This window comes from Paenibacillus sp. FSL R5-0473, from assembly GCF_038004565.1.
In the GTDB taxonomy this organism is placed as follows: domain Bacteria; phylum Bacillota; class Bacilli; order Paenibacillales; family Paenibacillaceae; genus Paenibacillus; species Paenibacillus amylolyticus.
Map to the genome: position 1 here is coordinate 5,110,917 of NZ_JBBORL010000001.1, position 21,291 is coordinate 5,132,207.

Annotated in this window: 19 protein-coding genes; 10 read left to right on the forward strand and 9 right to left on the reverse strand. The window is 48.2% G+C overall.

All coding sequences use genetic code 11. The features are described 5' to 3' along the window. The first annotated feature begins 32 nt into the window (after positions 1-32). Positions 33-233, forward strand: coding sequence for a hypothetical protein (locus tag MKY28_RS22355; RefSeq protein ID WP_076320370.1), 201 nt, complete (start codon positions 33-35; stop codon positions 231-233). A gap of 10 nt (positions 234-243) precedes the next feature. On the opposite strand, the gene MKY28_RS22360 is transcribed toward MKY28_RS22355, so the two are convergent. The 4 genes from MKY28_RS22360 to MKY28_RS22375 form a co-directional block, all read right to left on the reverse strand. Next, on the reverse strand, positions 244-2,607 hold the full coding sequence (locus MKY28_RS22360; protein ID WP_340937054.1) for a DUF4129 domain-containing transglutaminase family protein: 2,364 nt from the start codon (positions 2,605-2,607) through the stop codon (positions 244-246). Next, entirely contained in the window at positions 2,594-3,859 is a 1,266-nt protein-coding gene (locus MKY28_RS22365; RefSeq protein ID WP_340937055.1) for a DUF58 domain-containing protein, read from the reverse strand. The genes MKY28_RS22360 and MKY28_RS22365 overlap by 14 nt, the downstream gene beginning before the upstream one ends. Next, positions 3,856-4,845, reverse strand: a complete 990-nt coding sequence (locus MKY28_RS22370; RefSeq protein ID WP_076217185.1) for an AAA family ATPase — start codon at positions 4,843-4,845, stop codon at positions 3,856-3,858. Before MKY28_RS22370 ends, MKY28_RS22365 begins: the two co-directional genes overlap by 4 nt. A gap of 102 nt (positions 4,846-4,947) precedes the next feature. Next, positions 4,948-6,249, reverse strand: coding sequence for a polysaccharide deacetylase (locus tag MKY28_RS22375; protein WP_340937056.1), 1,302 nt, complete (start codon positions 6,247-6,249; stop codon positions 4,948-4,950). A gap of 240 nt (positions 6,250-6,489) precedes the next feature. Here MKY28_RS22375 and MKY28_RS22380 point away from each other — a divergent pair, with 240 nt between their 5' ends. From MKY28_RS22380 to MKY28_RS22405, 6 genes are all read left to right on the forward strand, one after another. Next, entirely contained in the window at positions 6,490-7,137 is a 648-nt protein-coding gene (locus MKY28_RS22380; protein ID WP_340937057.1) for a DedA family protein, read from the forward strand. 133 nt (positions 7,138-7,270) lie between these two features. Then, positions 7,271-8,785: a spore germination protein gene (locus MKY28_RS22385; RefSeq protein WP_340937058.1), complete on the forward strand. Its 1,515-nt coding sequence runs from the start codon at positions 7,271-7,273 to the stop codon at positions 8,783-8,785. 20 nt (positions 8,786-8,805) lie between these two features. Beyond that, positions 8,806-10,008, forward strand: a complete 1,203-nt coding sequence (locus MKY28_RS22390) for a Ger(x)C family spore germination protein (protein WP_340937059.1) — start codon at positions 8,806-8,808, stop codon at positions 10,006-10,008. Positions 10,009-10,014: 6 nt separating this feature from the next. Further along, the gene (locus MKY28_RS22395) at positions 10,015-10,251 is read left to right on the forward strand and encodes a hypothetical protein (RefSeq protein WP_047841432.1); all 237 of its coding nucleotides are present in this window, start codon (positions 10,015-10,017) and stop codon (positions 10,249-10,251) included. Positions 10,252-10,269: 18 nt separating this feature from the next. Continuing rightward, positions 10,270-11,394: a GerAB/ArcD/ProY family transporter gene (locus MKY28_RS22400; protein WP_340937060.1), complete on the forward strand. Its 1,125-nt coding sequence runs from the start codon at positions 10,270-10,272 to the stop codon at positions 11,392-11,394. A 97-nt stretch (positions 11,395-11,491) separates the two neighbouring features. Continuing rightward, positions 11,492-12,619: a GerAB/ArcD/ProY family transporter gene (locus MKY28_RS22405; RefSeq protein ID WP_340937061.1), complete on the forward strand. Its 1,128-nt coding sequence runs from the start codon at positions 11,492-11,494 to the stop codon at positions 12,617-12,619. A 91-nt stretch (positions 12,620-12,710) separates the two neighbouring features. On the opposite strand, the gene bcp is transcribed toward MKY28_RS22405, so the two are convergent. Genes bcp through MKY28_RS22425 form a run of 4 tightly spaced genes read right to left on the reverse strand, consistent with a single transcriptional unit; the run spans position 12,711 to position 15,854 of the window. Then, on the reverse strand, positions 12,711-13,175 hold the full coding sequence (gene bcp, locus MKY28_RS22410; protein ID WP_036668208.1) for a thioredoxin-dependent thiol peroxidase: 465 nt from the start codon (positions 13,173-13,175) through the stop codon (positions 12,711-12,713). Positions 13,176-13,220: 45 nt separating this feature from the next. Next, a complete protein-coding gene (locus MKY28_RS22415; protein ID WP_036668209.1) occupies positions 13,221-14,006 on the reverse strand; it encodes an ABC transporter permease in 786 nt (261 codons plus the stop codon). Between the two features lie 5 nt (positions 14,007-14,011). Next, positions 14,012-14,806 carry an ABC transporter permease gene (locus MKY28_RS22420; RefSeq protein WP_036614077.1) on the reverse strand — a complete coding sequence of 265 codons (795 nt, stop codon included), beginning with the start codon at positions 14,804-14,806 and terminating at the stop codon, positions 14,012-14,014. Between the two features lies 1 nt (position 14,807). Further along, positions 14,808-15,854 (reverse strand): ABC transporter ATP-binding protein, encoded by a 1,047-nt coding sequence (locus tag MKY28_RS22425; RefSeq protein ID WP_036668210.1) that lies wholly within the window; start codon positions 15,852-15,854, stop codon positions 14,808-14,810. Between the two features lie 212 nt (positions 15,855-16,066). Between MKY28_RS22425 and MKY28_RS22430 the strand changes: the two genes are divergently transcribed. Together MKY28_RS22430 and MKY28_RS22435 are read left to right on the forward strand one after the other, a co-directional pair. Then, positions 16,067-17,110: an LCP family protein gene (locus MKY28_RS22430; protein WP_036614081.1), complete on the forward strand. Its 1,044-nt coding sequence runs from the start codon at positions 16,067-16,069 to the stop codon at positions 17,108-17,110. A gap of 130 nt (positions 17,111-17,240) precedes the next feature. Continuing rightward, positions 17,241-18,560 (forward strand): glutamate-1-semialdehyde 2,1-aminomutase, encoded by a 1,320-nt coding sequence (locus MKY28_RS22435; RefSeq protein ID WP_340019192.1) that lies wholly within the window; start codon positions 17,241-17,243, stop codon positions 18,558-18,560. A gap of 211 nt (positions 18,561-18,771) precedes the next feature. Here the strand turns inward: MKY28_RS22435 and MKY28_RS22440 are convergent, their stop codons facing one another. Then, positions 18,772-20,166, reverse strand: a complete 1,395-nt coding sequence (locus MKY28_RS22440; protein ID WP_340019191.1) for an aminotransferase-like domain-containing protein — start codon at positions 20,164-20,166, stop codon at positions 18,772-18,774. A gap of 159 nt (positions 20,167-20,325) precedes the next feature. On the opposite strand from MKY28_RS22440, the gene MKY28_RS22445 reads away from it, so the two are divergent. Continuing rightward, positions 20,326-21,261 (forward strand): DMT family transporter, encoded by a 936-nt coding sequence (locus MKY28_RS22445; RefSeq protein WP_340937062.1) that lies wholly within the window; start codon positions 20,326-20,328, stop codon positions 21,259-21,261. Positions 21,262-21,291: the final 30 nt, after the last annotated feature.

Sequence of the window (21,291 nt, forward strand, 5' to 3'; positions counted from 1 at the left end):
AAAGCTTGGCAGCAAGATGCTGGTTCAAGTGTATGATCGTGGAAAGACGCCTCGTTCGCAGCGCAGCGCGAAAGGCGTCTTATGTATGGCATGCAGCGATGAACCAAACGCTTCATTTAGTTAACAATGCGCCAGCAATGGAGATCTTCATCTGCCCACAAGTGGCCAAGCTCTATTGGAAAGCGATAGCGACTGTATGGCAGCTGCTTCGAATCTTTGGTGTAACGTTGTGACACCCTTGTGTTACAACGCCTGCAACCGCCGGGCCAAACGAAGTGCCCGGCGCAGGAAGTTCAGACTGTCCGCGCGCAGCGGACGGTCTGGCCCGTACAGCAGCCGTTCCCAGTCGGCTGCAAACCGCGCGATGTCCACGCCGTCCGCGCCTGCGGCCAAAGCCGGTGACGCTGCATATTCACGCAGCGTCATACCCGGCGGCCGCGGGCCGTACCGGCGCGCGAGCGCGGCCCAGACCGGAGCGGCGGCACGCAGCAGCCGCTCGCGGTCCGGAAAGCTTCTGCGTGGCCACGCCAGCAGCAGCCTGATCCGCAGTGCGGGGCGTAGCCGCCGCATGCGGGCCAGAGCAGCGACGCCCAGCAGGGCTGCTGCCACAAGGGCTGCCGCGAGCCATGGCTCCGCGGCAATGGCCCGTGCGCGGGCGAGCAGCCATGCGCCCGCGTAACCCAATCCGCCGCTCATATACGGCGGATTCTCCGCAACAGGCTGTGGCCCGGCGAGTGCTACGACACCTTCGCCCGCGCCTTGCGCCATGGTGAAGCCCGGCGTAGCCTCAAACGGCATCCAGCCTGCACCCGGAAAATATACCTCTACCCAGGAATGTGCATCTCCCTGTGAAATCACATACTGACTGGGCACATCCGGGTCAGCAACTCCGGGGCCAAAACCTTTAACCCAGCGTGCGGGGATGCCCTCTGCACGCAGCAACACAATCATGGCTGTGGAGAAATGATTGCAATACCCCTGCCGGGTGACGAATAAAAAATCGTCCACAAAATCTGTTCCACGCGGTGGCATACGGGTATCCAACGTATACTCGGCATGAGCAGCCAGATAAGTCTTGACGGCCTGCACAGCGTCATACCGGGTCTCACTGCCTTGAATGATTTCCTTGGCAAGCGTCTGCACTCGACCAGGTAGTGATGTAGGCAATTGCAGATAATCCCTCCGGATGGCTGCCGGATCTTTCCCTTTATTCGTTTCCTCAAGCAGACGTAACTGTTCAGGTGTTGCGACAGGGACCATGACGTCTGCCGAATAATGTTTAACTATCTTATCGTACCCGGAGCTCGCGAGCCACAATGTTGCCGAATCGCGATTAGACAGCAAAGAAAACATGTTTTCCTGATTATCCTTGTTCTTATCCTGGAACGATACGTTAACCGGTATGCCCCCGGTAAAGAGAGGATTTGGTCCTTTCCACTCTCGCTGCATCGTGACGGTTTGGCGAATGCGACTCCAATAGTTTGAATTCTCCCAACCATCAGCACGCAGCATTCCGGATGGACTTGCCGTTTCGAAGCTTTGACCCGGATCACTCCAAGTACTACCGTTATAATATGAACGGGTCTCCCCTCGCCAATACGTCACTTTTGGACTCTTTGCTATAAAAAAGATGGAGTTGCCCTGCACTAACGGTGCTCCCATAGGCGCGTCCGCTGTGCTATATCCCGTGACTGCCGTTGCAGCAGGGATACTACTGTGCTGTGTATAACCTGCCCAGCGAGCTATGCGTTCACCCATCTGCTCCAAAGATATGCGTTCCGGTTGAGGAATGGAAGCAAACTGGCCAGGTAACGCGGAGAGAAACACCATACCTGCGGAAACAACGATAGTTACTGCACTCCAACGGCCATAGGGGCTACCGCGATAACTCGGAGTAGTGACTCCTCCATTGAGACGTAATAGCTGAAGCAGAGCCTGAATAAGAAAAGTCCATAGGACAGACCTTATTACAGAGGCATACACATCCAGCCCCGCAAAGGATTCAAGCAAAAGCAAATAAAGCAGCGTTGCACTGCCAAACAGCATAACGCTTCGACGTAACAATACAAGGGATTGCACAGAAGCCATGAGCATGCTCCAGCCGCACATCATGAACAAACCTCTCGTTTCTGTACTAATCGAGTGGAATCGCCAGTTATTTATAAACGTGTCCATATCCGCTGAAAATATTCCCGGATATGCGACGGCCCAACGGACAGGATCACTTCCTCCGTACATCAGACATAAAGCAGCGACTGCAATGAACAATCGGATCAGCACTCCGGTGATCCATCCTGTACGAATTAACCCCGCGAGCAACAATGCTCCCGTTAATCCCGCCATTACGGACAAGAACCGTTCACTGCCCTGCTGATCTGATGATGTAACCGGATATATCCACTCCAGAGACAGTATAAGTAAAATGGCCGAAATAAAAATTTTGTACAGGACAGGTACGCTAACATATCCCTCATCCTTTATGTCCGTCACAGAATTCTGGTTCACAGTTTTATATACAGAATAGGCCGATTCTATTCTCGTACGGTCCGTTGACTCTAAGTCGGCCACAGTGGAATTGGGTTGCTGGTTACCATTACGCTCCCACATCCGTTACCTCCACCTTTCCCAATGAAGATAACGCAACGTCTGTAACCGCGTGGATCGGCACCCCGCTGTGACGAAGCCGCTCCAAGCTTAAGCTGTCATATCCCAATCCATTCATCAATCTATCCGTTGATCCTAATTGGTCCTGGTTCGCTTCAGTCAATTGCACCTCTACACGATAACCCGACCCGATTGCAGTTATGATCCATTCGGCCAGAACCTGATCCATCTTACCTGTGAGAACCACAATTCGCGACCCGCTCGTCAGTCCATCCAGCATCTCCGTTCGAAGCGAAATAGAGCCTGATTGTGCTTTGGATATTCGTGCCCCCGCTAACTTGTCCAGTCCATGATTCTCATCATCTGCATGGAACGGCCCATGTTTCCATTGATCTTGTGCATCATAGTTCTTATCGCCGCCTTCCATCCACAGATGATAAGGAATGTCATCCCGTTCAGCGGTATGAATCCAGCGGGCAGCTGCACGAACCACTCGTTCAAAAGCAGGTGCATCCATGTTCTCCCGTTGTTTTACGTCATAACCCGACGCGCCTTCATACACAAGGATGCCGAGCGAAGCCAGATCCGTGGTATCAGGCAGAAAGGTCTGAAGTTTTCCCGTTTTGGCTGTACTTTTCCAATGAACTCGTCCCAGTGGGTCACCCTGCTGATATTCACGGAACTCAGGGCTACGGTTACCCTGGCTATTTCTTCGCTCTGACAGAGTCCCTTCGATCATCGCTGCGAATTCTACCGAATCACCCTTCCCCCAAGCTGTTGCTTGAGGAACAACAATCAAGGGGGTACCTCCCGCGGTCTCTGCGGAGAGGGTATTCCAGCCAAACATATCACCCCAGTACAATCTGCCCGTATCCCATCTGTAGACTCCTCTGCGTAACCCGGAACATTCATATTGATAGGAAAATTGTCGCCGTGTTCCCGAGAAAATCAATTTGCGATGAACACCTGCAGGTGTGTTCTCACACAGAACGATCCATAACAATGGAATACGGCAATTGAATTCCAGTTCGACTAGAACCCGTACCTGCTCGCCTGCCTCAATCCGGTTCGTGTGTATTTTCCGACGGATGTGAATACGCCGTGGTCCGAACCAATGGAGAAGCAGACCTCCTGTGAACATCAAGAAAGCTATAACGGATAGAAACAACGCCGCTTTGCCCCCATGCCACTGATACAAGGAAGCAAAAGCCACCACCAAGACAGCACTCACAATCCGTTGTCCCAGCGCAGTCATTGCCTCCGTCCCCTTCCCTGTGATGCCATCTGTACAGGTACCGGGACCGATGACAATGCTTCTTCAATGACCTGCACTTGCCCCCAAACCTCCGCTCTGTTCTGGGCCTTCAATTGAATACGGTGGGAAAGGACAGGCACAGCTACCTCTTTCACATCATCCGGAATGACATAACTGCGCCCTTGAAGATAGGCAAATGACTGCGCCGCAGCCATCCAGGCCAGTGTTCCACGCGGACTGATGCCAAGTCTGACCGCCGGAAGGCTGCGAGAGGCTACAGCAACGGCCACCAGATACTGTTTGACGACCGGATCAACATGTACCTGTTTGACTTCACGCTGCATGGCTACGACCTCTTCAGCAAGCAGGACAGGGCGAAGTTCATCAAGCGCTTCTCTACCTTGCATGCGGGTTAACAATTCCAATTCCTGTTCCGGATCGGGATACCCCAATCCAATTCTCATGATAAATCGATCCAGCTGCGCTTCAGGCAGACGGTACGTACCCTCGAACTGCAACGGATTCTGTGTCGCCAGCAGAAAGAACGGGCGTGGCAAGGCATAGGTTGTGCCATCAACCGTAATACGTCGTTCCTCCATTGCCTCCAGCAGGGCAGACTGAGTGCGTGGTGAAGCGCGATTTATTTCATCAGCCAGGACAACGTTGGACATGACAGGTCCGGGCCGAAACTTGAATTCAGCTGTATGTGGATGATAGATTGAAGTGCCCGTAACATCTGCCGGCATGACATCGGACGTGAATTGAATCCGGCCCATGGAGCAGTCCAGTGCAGAAGCAACGGCACGAACCAGCATCGTTTTCCCGGTACCCGGCACATCTTCCAGAAGTACATGCCCCCCACTGAGCATTGCAGTGAGGACATAACGAATCTCTGTTTTTTTGCCAATAATCACACTCTCAACACGCTTCATGACCCGGTTTAACAATTCAACAGCATGTTCATGTTCCATTCGGATATAAGACATTTCTCTGATCTCCTTCCGTTCATCAGCATTCCTGAACCATAGTAATCTATGATTCAGTGTTGCCCGGAAGTAGAGAGAATAGTCCTGCAAGAATGACTTTCTTCAGATCATTTTATACTTAAATATGTTGTTCATTGCCGAAATGGATCTGGAAGTGCCCGCCTTTACCGTCCACTCTGCTTCATTACTGGTAAAGGAATTCACCCTCAACCCCATCTGCTCCAGTAGCTCACGTAACGGAACCCAGATGGTTCCACCTTGACTCTGTACTGCTCCCGTTTCAATTGCCCCGGTTGTAGTCAGTGTTCCACTCACACTGTCTGCATGAATCGTTCTTTCCTTCCATACTGCTATGGCCGTCCTTGTTTCAGAGTCCCAGCGAGTGCTGCCCCCGAATTTTTTCATGAAAGTACGCAATGGCACCATGATTCGCTGCCCCTCCATGCGGAACTCGCCCGGTTGCAAGGTAGCTGCAGCCAAGCCCACCTCTACCTTCAGCTTCTTGCTTGCAAGCCATAACGTCGCGTTCGCTTCTACATGCTCTGCGATCCAGGCCTTTCCTGGCGCCTTGCGGGCCTTATACTTACCATCTGGATGTACACGGAATTGAACTGGTTGATCCGTACTCTTTATGGTGTCAAAACGATATCCATGATCACGATAATATTTGATAATACCCGGAAGTGCTTTTACCGTTTCAGCATGTGCACCACCGTCATGCATCAGGACAACGACCGAACGTGCCCCCGCAGGTACTTTGGTCGAATTGCTGAGGATCTCTTTGGCCGGAACACCTTTACGCTTGGAATCTCCACTATCGACGTTCCAGTCCATGACGGTGTATCCACCCAGTTGGAGCAAATCAAAATAACTCTGGTCAAAGTGTCCATATGTACCGCCTGGTGCCCGCACCAGATTCGGACGGAACCCGGTTATACGCTCCAGCACTTCCTCTGTCTGCTTGATCTGTTTCCAGAACACTTTAAAATCACTGTACAGCTGTTCGTATTGATGATTAAACGTATGATTGCCCAAAGCATGTCCATCCTCCACAAGCCCCCGGATTAACTCGGGATAACGTTCTGCCTGCTCACCCAGCACAAAAAATGTAGCCAAAACCTTCTCTTTGCGCAAAATATCCAATACTTCACGGGTATGGTTACCCGGTCCATCGTCAAAACTCAGATAAACTACCTTGTCTTGAGTATTCTTATCTTCCGGGATTGGATCACCTAAGCCGGAAGCAGAAGATGCATATGCCGTGCCTGCATATACAGCAAATGCACATAACAATATCGCAATCCGCATGAGAATGACATGCCATTGTCCAGATAAAAACATATGTATGGTTGTTGCAGAGTTTCCCCCATTTTCCTTGATTCTCAATTCCGGTCTCTGTACCATTTACGAATCGACCTCCACCGTCTCTAGTAATTTGCTGATAGACTTCAGCAGATTTGTTAGAATTATATGGAGGCTACATTGAAAAAAGACGTGATTTTGTTTAATATTTTTTCACAATTTGCTATGTAGCCTGATTGATTCTTCGCTTCAGATTAGGTAGCATAATGAACAGGCAGAACACATTAAAACACCTTGGAGAGTATTCATGCTCCCACCCCGTATTCAGGAGAGTGAAATCTATTGGAATTGCTTGAGAAGATCCAACATCTGTTTGGGTCCTACGGATACAGCGTATTGTTTTTTGGCTTGTTGCTTGAATTCATTGCACTTCCCTTTCCTGGTGAAACAACGATGGCTTACGCAGGGTTTCTCTCCTACAAGGGGCATCTGGACTTCGGAATCCTCACCATACTGGCTTTTCTGGGAACAACGATTGGCATGACCATCACTTATTTTATTGGAGCCAAAGCAGGACTGCCCTTTATAACACGATACGGAAAATGGTTTCTGATGAAGCAGGACAAGCTCGATAAAACGCAAAAGTGGTTTGCCAAGTATGGTAATGCCTTAATCTTCATCGGTTATTTCATTCCGGGTGTAAGGCATTTCACCGGGTATTTCGCGGGCATAGCCGTTGTTCCCTTTCGCAAATTCGCTCTCTACGCCTATTCAGGCGCACTGTTCTGGGTTGTATTGTTTCTGGGCATTGGCAAAATATTTGGCCCTCAGTGGAACGCCGTATTCCATCTGGCACATCAATATGCAGCATATATCGTGGGAGGAATCGGCCTATTGCTCATCGTAGCCGTGTTCTATCGTTACCGCAAAGCATGGGCAGCAAGATCCACCGTATCCAAGCCAGCCCCTGTTCGACAAAGACAAAAGTAAATTCGGACAAAAGTCCATCTATAATAAGCAGGCAAGGAGTTGCGAATAATCGCAGCTCCTTTTTTTTGTGATAATCCGAATTCATCCAGGTCATACTAACTTGAAAATATAGGGTGTATAGGGAGGTGAAGGCATGAGTGAATCGTCGCTGGAACGCCAAGATCAGAGGCAAATCTCTCCGGATCTAAGCGAAAATATGGAATACTGCAAGCAAGTGATGGGGAACAGCAACGACTTGATGATGCGCCCTCTCCAGTGTTTACATAAATGGCCTGCAGTCATGTTGTACATTGATGGATTAGTGGATGTGCAGATTCTGAATCATTCCATCCTGGAATCCCTATTAAAGACACATGAACTTCCGGATTTCTCTGCAGATGATGAGCATCTGAGCTACCTCCAGAATGACATTCTGGCTGCGAGCAATGTAACATTTGTGGATGACATGGAAGATGTGCTTAATGCTCTCCTTTCCGGTTCGGCCATCCTGCTGCTCGAAGGCTGTGCACGAGGATTGAAAATTGCCGCAGCCGGTTGGGAAGACCGTGCTGTTGGTGAACCCATCTCACAGACCGTTGTTCGAGGTCCTATGGAGGGATTTAATGAAAATTTGCGTACAAATACATCGTTAATTCGCAAACGGATTCGTGACCCTCATCTCTGGATCGAAGAAAAGGAGATTGGTCGTATCACCAAAACAAGGGTTGCGGTCTTATATCTGAAGCATACCGTTGATCCAGAAGTGGTAGAGGAACTAAGGCGCAGGCTCGATGAGATCGATATTGACGGGATTCTGGAGAGCGGGTACATCGAGGAACTTGTACAAGACGAAACCAGAACGTTATTCCCCACGGTTTACAATAGTGAACGTCCAGATACGGTTTGTGCTGCCTTACTTGAGGGCAGAGTAGCCATCATCGTGGATGGTACGCCTTTTGTGCTGCTGGTTCCCGCCTTGTTCGTGCATTTCTTCCAATCGCCGGAGGATTACTATCAACGGGCCGATATCAGCACATTGATTCGCTTGATTCGTTATCTGTCCTTTTTTATCGCTTTACTAGCACCATCCTTCTATATTGCCATCACCACCTTTCACCAGGAAATGTTGCCCACCAATATGCTCATTAGTCTGGCGGCTCAACGTGAGGGCGTTCCTTTTCCCGCATTCATTGAAGCCATACTGATGGAACTGACCTATGAAATTTTGCGAGAAGCAGGTATACGTATCCCAAAAACGGTCGGTCAGGCCGTTTCCATTGTCGGAACACTGGTGATTGGCCAAGCAGCCGTAGATGCAGGAGTTGTCTCCGCTGCAATGGTTATTATCGTTTCCATAACGGCCATATCCAGTTATGTCATTCCAGAGAATGGACTTTCTATCTCTGTCCGAATTTTGCGATTTGTATTGATGATACTCGCGGCAGCTTTTGGTTTCTACGGTATTCTAATTGTTCTGCTCATTACGGTTACACACCTGTGCAGCTTGCGTTCTTTTGGCGTACCGTATATGTCCCCCTTTGCACCTCTAATTCAGAAAGATCTGAAAGATACGCTGTTTCGTGTACCCTGGTCCCATATGAAAACACGTCCATTCTCTACGGGTACCCCGAACAAAATCCGACAAGCTAGCAAAAAAATGAAGCGTTAATTCGGTAAGGAGAAGAACGTATGAACAAGTGCTTCCGATTAATTGTATGCATTGTATTCCTGCTCCCTCTCCTTACCGGATGCTGGGATCGCCAGGAACTGAATGAACTTGGCATTATGCTGGGTCTTGGTGTAGACAAGGATGGCGATTTGATTAAAGTGAGTGCTCAGGTCGTTGTGCCAAATGAAGTATCCTCCAAATCAGGGGGAGGCAATGGTACTCCTGTGACGCTGTACGAAGCGTCCGCGCCCACGCTGTTTGAAGCAATTCAAAAGCTGACCGAGACAAGCCCACGCCGTATATTCATGGCACATATCCGTGTACTGGTGTTCAGTGAAGAATATGCCCGTAAAGAGGGCATCTACGATGTTATGGAAGCATTAATGCGAGAACCTACTGTCCGGCCCGATTATTACGTCATGGTTGCTCGAAATACTACAGCTTCCAAGGTATTGGACACACTTACTCCATTAGAGAATTTACCTGCAGAGAAGTTATTTAATTCCCTGGACGTGTCTGCCAAGACCTGGTCTCCTACAACGACTGTAACCGGTGATCAGTTGATGGAATATATGCTTACTTCCGGAATACAACCCGTAATCACTGGTGTAGAGGTTTTTGGAAATTCAGAGAGAAGCGGAAGCAAAGACAATATTGCGACGATTAAGTCCAAAGCTCGTCTAGTTTCAACAGGATTGAGTGTATTCAAAAAAGACAAACTGATTGGCTGGTTAACGGAAGATGAATCCAAAGGGTACAACTATATCCGCGACAATGTCGTATCTACCATAGGTCACCTGCCTTGCCGAAAAGGAGGAAATGTGACTTTTAAAACCCTTCGCACCAAGACTCAACGAAAAGCAAAGGTCATTGATGACCAACCTGTGATCCACATCAAAATTAAAAATGTATCTTCCATTGGTGCAGTAGAGTGTGGAATCAAAATTGGTTCGATGAAAACACTCAAAGAGTTGGAAAAGGACAGTGAGGAGCGATTGATAGAACTGATGGAAAAATCCGTGAATTCAGTGCGGCGAAAGTTCCATATTGACATTTTTGGATTCGGTCAGGAAGTTTATCATGCCGATCCCAAATTTTTCAAAAAGATTGAGAAGGATTGGGATCAATATTTTGAGAATCTGGATGTTAAATATGAAGCCAATGCACAGATCAAACGTGTAGGTACACTGGATGATTCATTCAAGGAGGATTTGAAGGAGTGAGACCGGATGTTAATTACAATTACTGTCATTGTCATAGGGGGCCTCGTAGGCATGGTTGATCTTCCAGGTCTCATCCGTCGCAAGGAATGGAGGGAAACAGTTGTGTACAGCGGAATGCTCGTCATAGCCACAGGGTTCAGTGTGATTGCAGCCAACCTGTGGGATTTCCCCAGTCCGCTCTATATCATCATGTGGATCTATGAACCTGTTAATCAATTCCTGGCACATCTGACGGGAACCTAGAAAAAGGAGAGGACCATTATGCTGGAACAGGGGCGCCTTGGAACAAGACAATTGACCACTCTCATCTTTATGATGGTGGTCGGGGATATGATGCTGATCTACCCCTCGGTCATCACGTCCTATGCCAAACAAGACTCCTGGATTTGTGCTTTTATAGGCGTTCCTCTGGGGATGGCACTGATGGCCATGTTCCTGAAGCTATGTAGCATGCACCCAGAAAAAAATCTGGTGCAGATGGCACGAAGCATTCTAGGGTTCTGGCCAGGTACTTTCTTTTCCTGCTTTTACCTGTTCTTTTTCATTATTGGTGCTTCCACGCATACGAGAGAAGTCGGCGATTTCATGACCACTCAAATCTTCCCGTACACTCCCATTCGCATCATCATTCTGATGTTTGTCATCGTGATCGCCTGGGGAGTGTCTCACGGATTAGAGACGATGGGGCGAAGCAGTGAACTACTGATGCCCGTCGTTATTGTGTTTATTGTCGTCCTTGCAGTCTGCCTGCTTCCTCAGATTGATACTAGAAATTTGAAGCCAGTAAGTGATACGGGTGTTGTCTCTATCTCGCAAGGCATTCTGGTAAGCATTATATATCCGATCGGTGAAGTCGTTCCCATCATGATGATACTACCCTATGTTGCCAAGCAGGCTCATCGAACACGGGACGTAATTATTGCAGCTGGTTTAGGCAGCTTGGTATTGGCAACGCTCGTTACCATATCTCTGCTGGTCTTGGGTGCCTTTCTTACGCAACATAACATATATGCTTCTTTTGTTTTGTCCCAGAAAATTAGTATTGGGAGCTTTTTTGAACGTATTGAAGCCATTATGGCTTCTTCCTGGCTGATCTCTACGTACTTCAAAGCGATGATATACTTATACGCCTTTATTGTTGGTTGTGCGGAACTGTTCAAGCTTAAGCAGTATCAGATGCTGGTACTCCCTGCGTCCTTACTTGTGTTCGGATTAGCCAATCTGATCTCACCAAGCATTACTTTTATCGTGATCACCATTGTTCCATATTGGGTAGACTGGGATACCACACTGGGGATCATTCTGCCGGGCTGTCTTCTGCTGATACAATTGCTCAAGTCTTACAGAACATCATCGGTTACTCCAAACAATTCCTCACAGGAATGAGTGCTTTTTTTGAGGGAAGGAGCCTGGTATAGATGGAAAAATGGAGTTCATCCATGAAAGTCATCCATGCTGAATATAGAGAAGGAGAACGGTGTCTATGTTAATTAAGGAGAAAATCACCATTAGGCAATTTGCAGTCCTTACCTTTCTCGTCATGATTGGGGACATGATTCTACTCTACCCCTCCGTGGTTACTGCTTCGGGTCAACAGGATGCGTGGATCTGTTCTCTTATCGGTCAACCGATCGGCATGCTCATCATGTGGGTGCTATACAAACTTCATCAGACGCATCCTGATCTTTCTCTTATTGAAATCTGCCAAAAAATACTTGGCCGGTGGGCAGGGTCTGTTTTGGCAGCTGCATATCTATTTTATTTCGCCATAGGCGCTGTCATATGTATCCGTGAAGTCGGTGACTTTATGACCACACAGATCTACCTTCAGACCCCCATCCGAGTCATTCTAATTATCCTTATGTGCGCTCTGGTCTGGGGGCTTATGCATGGTTTGCATACAATAGGAGGAAGCAGTGAAATGCTGACCCCAATCGTTGTTGCATTTATGATTCTATTATTTATGGGGCTGATGCCCAAAGTAAACAGTTCAAATCTACAGCCTTACTTGAACACCCCTTGGCTTCATCTGATGCAATCTATCATTAGAGGAGCATTCACTTCCTTTGGTGAACTCATCGTGATCACCATGGTTCTTCCTTATGTGATGTCCGGGCCTCACATCAAACGGGACATGTTACTCGCTACTTTATGCGGAGGGCTGTTGCTAACCACACTGTTGGTCATTTCACTGATGATATTTGGCCCCTTTCTGACCCAGCATGACATCTACATCTCCTATACCCTGTCCCAGAAAATTAATATCGGGAATTTTTTCGAGCGAATTGAGGCGTTCATGGCAACCGCTTGGTTAATTGCTACCTATTTCAAGAGTCTGCTGTATATGTTCTCCTTTGTCGTTGGAACAGCTCAGCTATTTCGGTTAAAGACATATAAACCTCTCATCCTGCCATCAGCGATGTTATTGTTCGCGTTAGCTGTACTGATTTCTCCCAATGTCATTTTCTACACCAATACGATCATGCCCGCTTGGGTGGATTGGGATATCACGGTAAGCTTTATTATTCCGCTATTCCTACTGCTTGTGCATCGGCTTCGTTCGGGCAAGAGCAAGAACAATTCAACCAATCATAAACGATTGCCCACCTAAAAAGGCTGTGTTCACGGTAAATTCCGCGAAGCACAGCCTTTAATGATGAAACGGTTAAGATGTATTTATTCACACATGTCTAGTTCATTAATTACAATGTCTTCAAAGCCTCAAGCGCAGCCTCGATATGTCCTTTGACCCGAACTTTGGACCAGTCCTTGATCAATTTCCCCTCTTCATCAATCAGAAAAGTGGAGCGAACCATACCCATGTACTCCTTGCCATACATTTTCTTCAGCTGCCATACACCGTATTGCTCGGCTACAACGTGCTCTTCATCCGACAACAAGGTGAAAGGCAGTCCATATTTGGCGATAAACTTGTCATGTTGTTTCATCGGATCGGTGCTGATTCCGAGAATGACCGTGTTCAGCCCTTCAAATTCAGCATGTCGATCCCGGAAATCACAAGCTTGTTGCGTACAGGACGAGGTCATATCCTTGGGGTAAAAATAAAGCAGTACCCGCTGTCCGCGGTAATCCGAAAGCTTTACTGATTCTCCCGTACTGGACGGAAGCTCAAAATCCGGTGCCAATTCGCCTACATTTAACGTCATGTCAGTTCCTCCCTAATCTCCCCCATGAAATGCTATAGGGCGTTATTATGAACCTGCTCCGCGATACCGCTTCACGCCAAAATTCCACAACAGCAAGCCCATCGAGCCAAACACCAATCCCATCACAGGTGTAAGCAGCGCCATGCGATGCATCTCGGACCTCTCCAGGAACAACGCTGCGGGATAGATCCCCACAAAGGCAAACGGAATGATCCAGGTTAACAGCACCTGAATAGCACGGTTATAGATCGTTACCGGGTAGCGTCCATATCCTTGAATGTTATACATCAACGGCAGGATACCTGTTGGCGCGTCCGAATAAAAGGACAACGAAGTCAGGGTGGTATAGATGCCGGCATAGATCATGACTGAGCTGAGTGCCAAAATAATTAAGGCAGGGATATGCCACCACTCCAGCATCAGACCCATCTCTGCGCCACTGAAGATCATGATGATCAGGCCGATAAACGAACCCATGAGTGCAGGCGGATCTACATTTTCAAGCAATATCTGGAACAGGTTATGTGCAGGACGTGTCAGGATCCGATCCATCTCACCTTTGACGATGTACCGCTCACTGAATCCCCACAGATTGATAAAACAACTGAAGATGCCATAGGGCACCATAAAATATCCATAAACAAAGAGCACTTCACTCTCACTCCAGCCGCCCAGGTTATCCGTATGGCGAAAGACCACAAAGATAAAGATCAGGTTAGTTGCCTGGAACAGCAGATCCGATAGGATCTCCACCCAGAAATCAGCACGGTACGTGAGTCGTGTTTTCATGTAATTCTTCAAATATTCCCAGATCAGACCCATATAGTACATATCTGTTATCCCCCTTGCACGAACAGACGCTTGCGCGCCTTACGCCAGATCAATACCATCGGAAGCAGCAGTACGGCAAACCAGAACACCTGAATACCGAGTACACTCCAGATGGCGGTACCTTCCACTCTTCCAGTGAAGACGGAACCGGGCAGATACGTAATGGCCTGAAAAGGCAATACTTTCATCACCGCAGACATCCAGCCTGGATACAGGCTGATCGGGATGATTAGACCGGAGAACAAATCAACCACGACGCGTTTCATACGCATCATGCCTTCATTGTTTTCCACAAAGAATGCCGCCAGTCCCGTTATCACATTAATCTGGGAATTAATGAGGAAACTGAAGAACAGCATGACGAGAAAGCCAATCCACGCCGATGGCGCCGTAGGCAATTCAACCGGGAACAGCAGAATGGCAATGAGCATCCCCGGAATCATGAGCAGCAGGAAGCGGAAAATACCTTCGCCAAGACCCTGCATCATTTTGACCATAACGTAATTGATCGGCCTGATGAATTGAATCGCAATGGAGCCATCCCGTATATCTGCGGCAATCTCCCGGTCCAGGTTGTTAAAGTAAAAGGCACGTGCCATCCAGGATACAGCGATGTAAGTGGTCATCTGTGCTGCCGTGAAGCCGCCGAGTTCACCACTGCTACCGTAAATGGCTTGCCAGGTAAAGTAATACACGCCGATATTCAGCGTATATATCAAAATGCCGGAGTAATAATTCACCCGGTATGCCAGCATCGTTAGAAAACGGATGCGCATAAAATCAATAAATGCACTATTCATCTCAGGATACACCCACCGCTTCTTTCCCTGCTCCCACAATCTCGGGACGCTCGGCGGAACCGGATTGGTAAATACTGCGCACAATCTCATCCGTGTTAATCTCGATAATCTGAATATCGGTAATATCGGCTTGTCCAACGACACGTCCGAGTACATCCGAAACGTTCAGTTCCAGCGGAATCCATACGGATGCGGACAATTCATTCTCAACCGTCCAACGTACAGGCAACGCAGCAGTCCATTCCTCCATCTGACTGATGTTGTGAGCTGAACCAAACTTGAAGCGGATCTCCCGCTCCTTACCCCACTGGGACTTGAGATGATCCAGACCTCCATCATAAATGATGTTGCCTGCATCAAGCATGATGACCCGGGAACACAGTGCCTCAATGTCCTGCAAATCGTGGGTTGTGAGCAGTATGGTCGTTCCATGCTCCTTGTTCATGTCTTTCAAGAAATCCCGAATTTCCGACTTCACCACAATATCCAAACCAATAGTTGGTTCGTCCAGGAAAACAATACTTGGATTATGCAACAAGGCTGCCACTAACTCGCAGCGCATGCGCTGACCGAGACTGAGCTTCCGTACCGGACGGCTTAGCAGGTCCTGAAGCTGCAACCGCTCAACCAGTTCATCCAGCCGTTTGCGGAAATCGACCTCTCCGACACGATATACTTTGCGCAATAAATGGAAGGATTCGATAACGCCAATATCCCACCACAATTGACTGCGCTGACCAAAAACAACACCGATATTCTGTACAAACTTCTCCCGTTCCTGATACGGAACATATCCACCAACCGATATTTGCCCTGAAGTAGGCACCAAAATGCCGGTCAACATCTTGATCGTTGTTGATTTACCGGCACCGTTCTCCCCAATATATCCGCATATTTCACCCTGCGGAATCTGAAACGAAATATCATTTACAGCCAATACCTCTTGGTATTGACGTGCAAACAGGTCCTGAAACGCGCCCTTCAGCCCACCTCGGCTTTTCTGGACGCTAAACGACTTGCGCAAATCTTTGACATCAATCGCCAGCATGATTATACCTCACTTGGATTTTGTTGAAATTGCTTGTAGCCCAAAAAGAAATTATAATGGTATCAGTCAAAATTCAGCAAGCTTTAAAATAGTCTGGAGCCGCGTCCTGCCCTTATGTTGGGAAAAGACGTGTTCGGAAAGCTCCGACTAGTTCTTACTTGAATACTCGAACTCGTTTTTTTATTTCATCTCAAATACAAAGGAGAGCTAGCATGACCAGAAAGACGAAGAGAACCATATGGATTTCTCTTGCCGCCTTCGTGTTAATTATTGGAGGAGCATCGGCATATTATTTCGGTTCTATTCTCAATCAGTTGGACGGTTTGGCAAAGGACGGCGACGATTCACCATTTGCAGGCATCGAAAATGTGGAGAAAGTAAATACGCCTGACCCACCAAAATGGGAAGGCTCAGAAACGGTAAATATTCTCGTTATGGGTGTCGATGCACGTGGATTGAAAAAAGGTGAAGTTCCTCGCTCCGACAGCATGATGGTTGTATCGCTCGACCCACTGACCAAAAAAATCAATCTGTTCTCCATTCTGCGCGACACTTACGTCAATATTGACGGATATGGCAAGGAGCGGATCAACACCGCTATCACCCATGGCCCTAATGCAGCGATGCAAGCTGCCGGCGACCTGCTCGGCATTCCTGTACAGTATTATGTGTATACGGATTTCCAGGGATTCATCAAATTGGTGGATGCCGTTGGCGGTGTTGATTTTGATGTGGAGAAAGACATGCACTATACAAGTAAAGCAGACAATAACGAATACGATATTGATCTCAAAAAAGGATATCAGCACCTAGATGGCGAGACAGCGCTCATGTACGTTCGTTTCCGTCATGATGCCATGTCGGATTTCGCTCGGTCCGAACGTCAGCGTGAGTTGCTGAAAGCTGTAACAGCGAAAATGCAGTCAACAACTACCATTGCCAAACTGCCTGCCATTCTGGAACAGGTTAATCCTTACGTAGATACAAATCTCACGCTTTCCGATATGTGGAAGCTGGGTGGACTCGGATACCAGAGCAGCATGAACGGCAGTGAGCAGATTCCGCCAATGAACCTGCTGAAAGAAGAACGTACAGCAGGCGGTGCGCAAGTATTGACGGTTACCAATGAAGAGAAATTGAAGCAGCATATTCAGGATATTATTCACCCGCCTGCTACAACGGATGATAGTACAACCAGCACCGAAGATAAAACAGCCAGTGGTGACGATCAGAAGTCAGAGCAACCGGCTCAGTAATCTACACATGCAGAGGGCAGCCATTCGCTGCCCTCTCGTTGTGCCCGGCTATACTATTATGAGAAAATCATCATATCTTTCTGTGGTTTGTTTCTTTATCATATTTTGAATTACGAAAGGAAGTTATCTTATGAATACATCACGTTCCCGTTCCGAACTTCTATACGCAGAAGCACTTGAGCATATTGTAGGAGGTGTTAACAGCCCTTCACGCTCGTTCAAAGCCGTTGGTGGTGGTGCACCTGTATTTATGAAAAAAGCCCAAGGGGCCCACTTCTGGGATGTCGATGACAACCGTTATATTGATTATCTGGCCGCTTACGGTCCAATTGTTACAGGACATGCCCACCCGCATATTACACAGGCCATTACGGAAGCAGCGGCAAATGGCGTGCTGTACGGTACCCCGACTGAACTTGAGATCAAGCTAGCCAAAATGTTGAAGGAAGCTATCCCTTCCATGGATAAAGTTCGTTTTGTAAACTCCGGTACGGAGGCGGTCATGACTACGATTCGGGTCGCTCGTGCCTACACCAAACGCAACAAGATCGTAAAATTCGCCGGATGTTACCATGGTCATTCCGATCTGGTGCTTGTAGCTGCCGGTTCAGGCCCGTCCACGCTCGGAATTCCTGACAGTGCGGGAGTTCCAGCCAGTATTGCACAAGAAGTCATTACTGTGCCCTACAATGATCTGGAAGCCCTGAAGGATGCTTTGGAGCGCTGGGGTGATGATGTTGCCGCGGTCATGGTTGAGCCGATCGTTGGGAACTTCGGTATGGTTATGCCGGAGCCTGGCTTCCTGGAAGGTCTCTGTGCCATGACACGGGCCAACGGCTCCCTGGTTATCTATGACGAAGTCATTACGGCTTTCCGTTTCCATTACGGTTCTACACAGACATATGCCGGACTCGATAACCATGCGGAGATTGAACCGGATCTGACGGCTCTTGGTAAAATTATTGGTGGCGGCCTGCCAATCGGTGCTTACGGCGGACGCAAACACGTTATGGAGCAGGTTGCTCCGCTTGGGCCGGCTTATCAGGCGGGAACGATGGCTGGTAACCCTGCATCCATCTCGGCTGGTATCGCATGTCTGGAGGTCCTGCAAGGCGCGGGTGTATATGAAGAGATGGAACGTCTTGCCATCGACCTGACAGCGGGTCTGCAAGCTTCTGCTGACCGTCATGGGATTGCACTGACGATCAACCGGATTCGCGGTGCGTTCTCCACTCATTTCTGTAACCATCCGGTTACGAATTATGATCATGCTCAAGACACGGATGGAGAGCTCTTTGCTTCCTTCTTCCGTCACATGCTGAACCGTGGCATTAACCTGGCTCCATCCAAATATGAGGCGTGGTTCCTGACCACGGCTCATACAGACGAGGATGTTCAGGCTACATTGGAAGCCGCAGAAGCTTCCTTCAAGGCGATGGCTCAGGAATAAATTAGATATTTCCATTCACAATGTAGCGTACAAGATGCATCGTTGATAGATAGCAACTCAAGGAAAAGGCGTCCAACAAGTGATCAACTTGTGTGGACGCCTTTTGTTATTATATACAGACAGTGGTGAGTGGCCAATACGACTAGATAGATGCTGAGTGTAACAACTATATGCGTATTATTGTAATGGCCTTGCTGTTATAGCTTTGTCTTTATCTCTGCCTGATCTGAAGTTTCAAAATTTCCTCCCGGATCTTCTGTATCCCTTCTTCGATTCGCTGCTTCGGCACATTGGAGATGTTCAATCGCAGCATTTGATCCTCATGCACCTGATATGTACCTTCCGGATAATACCGTTCTGTCGTATCAGCGATGACTCCGCGCTTTTGAAGCCGGGACAGCAGAACACGAAGCGGCATATCACCCGCTAAAGGTAATACGGTATGCTCCCCTCCTGTTCGAGGAGCGTCCATAAATGGAGCAAAGTCTGGATATGAGTCCAGTTGCTCATGCACCGTGTGCATCCGGGCAGCATAGCGGTTACGAATCACTTTCCTGTGATGAGCAAACATTCCGCTGTGGACATAGATCTCCAGAGCAGCTTGAGACAGAACAGAAGTGTCGATATCGAGCATTTTTTTGTAAGCCCCAAAAGATTGAATTAGTGGTGAGGGCAGAACAGCTACACCAATGCGCAGACCTGGAAACAAAATTTTGGAGTAACTCTTCAGGTAGATGACCCGGCCTTCGGTATCATAGGACCATAGCGGGTCCTGTTTCGTATTGTCCTCCAGATCAGCCAGATAATCGTCCTCCACCAGATAGACATCGTACCGCTGTGCAAGCCGGATTAGTTTCTTTTTCTCAGCAACAGTCAAAGATGTGCCAATCGGATTGTGAAAGCGCGGCATGACATAGAAAAACTTGATATCTTCCTCAGCGAACTGACGTTCAAGTGATGCCCAATCCAGCCCGTCCAGAGCACGTCTCACACCGGCAATCGGCACATTTAATCCACTCAGTAGGGAGGGCATATTATGATAGGTCGGTAGTTCAAGCAGTACTTTTCTCTTTCCATTGGGGAAAGGCATCAATGCAAGTACAGCCAGTGCCTGTTGCACACCTGACGTGATAAAAAACTGCTCCGTTCTCGCAAACACCTGATAATCCGCAAACTGCTTCTGCAACAGCAGAATAAGCGAAGGTAATCCCTGATCCGTGCCATACATAAATAACTCTGCCTGCTTCTTCTCCATCGCCTGATCCACACAGTGACGAAAGTCTGCATAAGGGAACACCCTTGGATCGGGAGCAGCTGAAGCAAAGTCCAACGTTCCCTGCCAGTCCATGTCCTGAGCACCTGTCCCGTTCTGTACGGCATAATAACCGGATTGAGGTATGGCATACACCAAATGCCGCTGTTCCAGCCACTCATATGCACGAATAGCCGTGCTTACACTGCATTGATATTGTTCTGCTACAACTCGAACTGCTGGCAGTCGAATGCCCTTATCTGCCCACTGGCGACGATCCTGCTGCTGCATCTGTTCCTGAATCCATTGCTTTAACGCTTCGGCAATCACTTCGTATTTTCTCAATGCACCCATCCCTCTCCAACAACTGTACCGATACAGTTTAACCTTTTATCTATTGTAGCACGATGCACCTGGCAGTATATTGAATAAGGCCAGCACATGCCTCGAACCTGACATAATTCAGGATAATGAAAGATAAAACGCTATGACTACTGTATTGGAGGAGCATTCATGAACACAACACACACTCGGGGATACGCTTATATCGCAGCTATATTGTACGCAGCTATTATCGGTCTATCTTTTTTATTTGTTAAAATGACCGTCACGGTTGCACATCCAATCGATGTGCTTGCCCACCGATTCGCCCTGTCGCTGATCGTTGTCAGCATTCCTGTCATTTTTGGCTGGATCAAAATCCGACTGAGCCTTCGTGATCTGTGGCGAATCATTCCACTGGGGCTTTTATCTCCCGTCTTATTTTTTGCCTTTCAAGCCTTTGGACTTGTCTCTTCCAACTCATCGGAAGCGGGTATTATTCAGGCCATGGCCCCTGTATTCACACTCGTTCTCGCTTCAGTTTTCCTGAAAGAACGCACATCCACGATGCAGAAGCTATTCCTGCTTCTATCTGTTGCTGGAGTGGTCTTTATTTTCATGATGCAAGGAAGCGGCGTATCTATGAGTAACCTGAAGGGCATTGCATTATTGCTGCTATCCACGGTCTGCTTTGCAGGTTATGGTGTGCTTGCGAGACCACTGACCCAGAAGTATAAACCCATGGAATTAACCTGGGTCACACTGATGGTTGGCTGTATTGTATTTAACGCCGCTTCCCTGATCCGACATGCATCCAGCGGTTCCATGATGGACTATATCAAACCACTTGGAGATACATCCTATCTGGGTGCACTCGCTTATCTGGCAATTCTCTCCACCATGATCTCCACCCTGCTCGCGAGCTATGCCCTGACCCATCTGGAGGCTTCGCAAATGAGTGTATTCAGCAATCTGTCCACGCTCATCTCCATCGTAGGAGGTGCATGGATATTGCATGAACCAGTGGGTAGCCATCACTATATTGGTGCATTGTTGATTATCGCCGGTGTGTTTGGCACCAATATGAGCGGTCGCAAACATAGGCTGGTCAGTGGGATAAAAGCATGATTCCCCATATTGAGACAGCGCGGAAGTTGG

Coding starts and splice junctions, on each gene's coding strand:
- MKY28_RS22355 (WP_076320370.1), top strand. CDS start 33: ATGATCGTGGAAAGACGCCTCGTTCGCAGCGCAGCGCGAAAGGCGTCT.
- MKY28_RS22360 (WP_340937054.1), bottom strand. CDS start 2,607: ATGTGGGAGCGTAATGGTAACCAGCAACCCAATTCCACTGTGGCCGAC.
- MKY28_RS22365 (WP_340937055.1), bottom strand. CDS start 3,859: ATGACTGCGCTGGGACAACGGATTGTGAGTGCTGTCTTGGTGGTGGCT.
- MKY28_RS22370 (WP_076217185.1), bottom strand. CDS start 4,845: ATGTCTTATATCCGAATGGAACATGAACATGCTGTTGAATTGTTAAAC.
- MKY28_RS22375 (WP_340937056.1), bottom strand. CDS start 6,249: ATGGTACAGAGACCGGAATTGAGAATCAAGGAAAATGGGGGAAACTCT.
- MKY28_RS22385 (WP_340937058.1), top strand. CDS start 7,271: ATGAGTGAATCGTCGCTGGAACGCCAAGATCAGAGGCAAATCTCTCCG.
- MKY28_RS22390 (WP_340937059.1), top strand. CDS start 8,806: ATGAACAAGTGCTTCCGATTAATTGTATGCATTGTATTCCTGCTCCCT.
- MKY28_RS22395 (WP_047841432.1), top strand. CDS start 10,015: ATGTTAATTACAATTACTGTCATTGTCATAGGGGGCCTCGTAGGCATG.
- MKY28_RS22400 (WP_340937060.1), top strand. CDS start 10,270: ATGCTGGAACAGGGGCGCCTTGGAACAAGACAATTGACCACTCTCATC.
- MKY28_RS22405 (WP_340937061.1), top strand. CDS start 11,492: ATGTTAATTAAGGAGAAAATCACCATTAGGCAATTTGCAGTCCTTACC.
- bcp (WP_036668208.1), bottom strand. CDS start 13,175: ATGACGTTAAATGTAGGCGAATTGGCACCGGATTTTGAGCTTCCGTCC.
- MKY28_RS22415 (WP_036668209.1), bottom strand. CDS start 14,006: ATGTACTATATGGGTCTGATCTGGGAATATTTGAAGAATTACATGAAA.
- MKY28_RS22420 (WP_036614077.1), bottom strand. CDS start 14,806: ATGAATAGTGCATTTATTGATTTTATGCGCATCCGTTTTCTAACGATG.
- MKY28_RS22425 (WP_036668210.1), bottom strand. CDS start 15,854: ATGCTGGCGATTGATGTCAAAGATTTGCGCAAGTCGTTTAGCGTCCAG.
- MKY28_RS22430 (WP_036614081.1), top strand. CDS start 16,067: ATGACCAGAAAGACGAAGAGAACCATATGGATTTCTCTTGCCGCCTTC.
- MKY28_RS22435 (WP_340019192.1), top strand. CDS start 17,241: ATGAATACATCACGTTCCCGTTCCGAACTTCTATACGCAGAAGCACTT.
- MKY28_RS22440 (WP_340019191.1), bottom strand. CDS start 20,166: ATGGGTGCATTGAGAAAATACGAAGTGATTGCCGAAGCGTTAAAGCAA.
- MKY28_RS22445 (WP_340937062.1), top strand. CDS start 20,326: ATGAACACAACACACACTCGGGGATACGCTTATATCGCAGCTATATTG.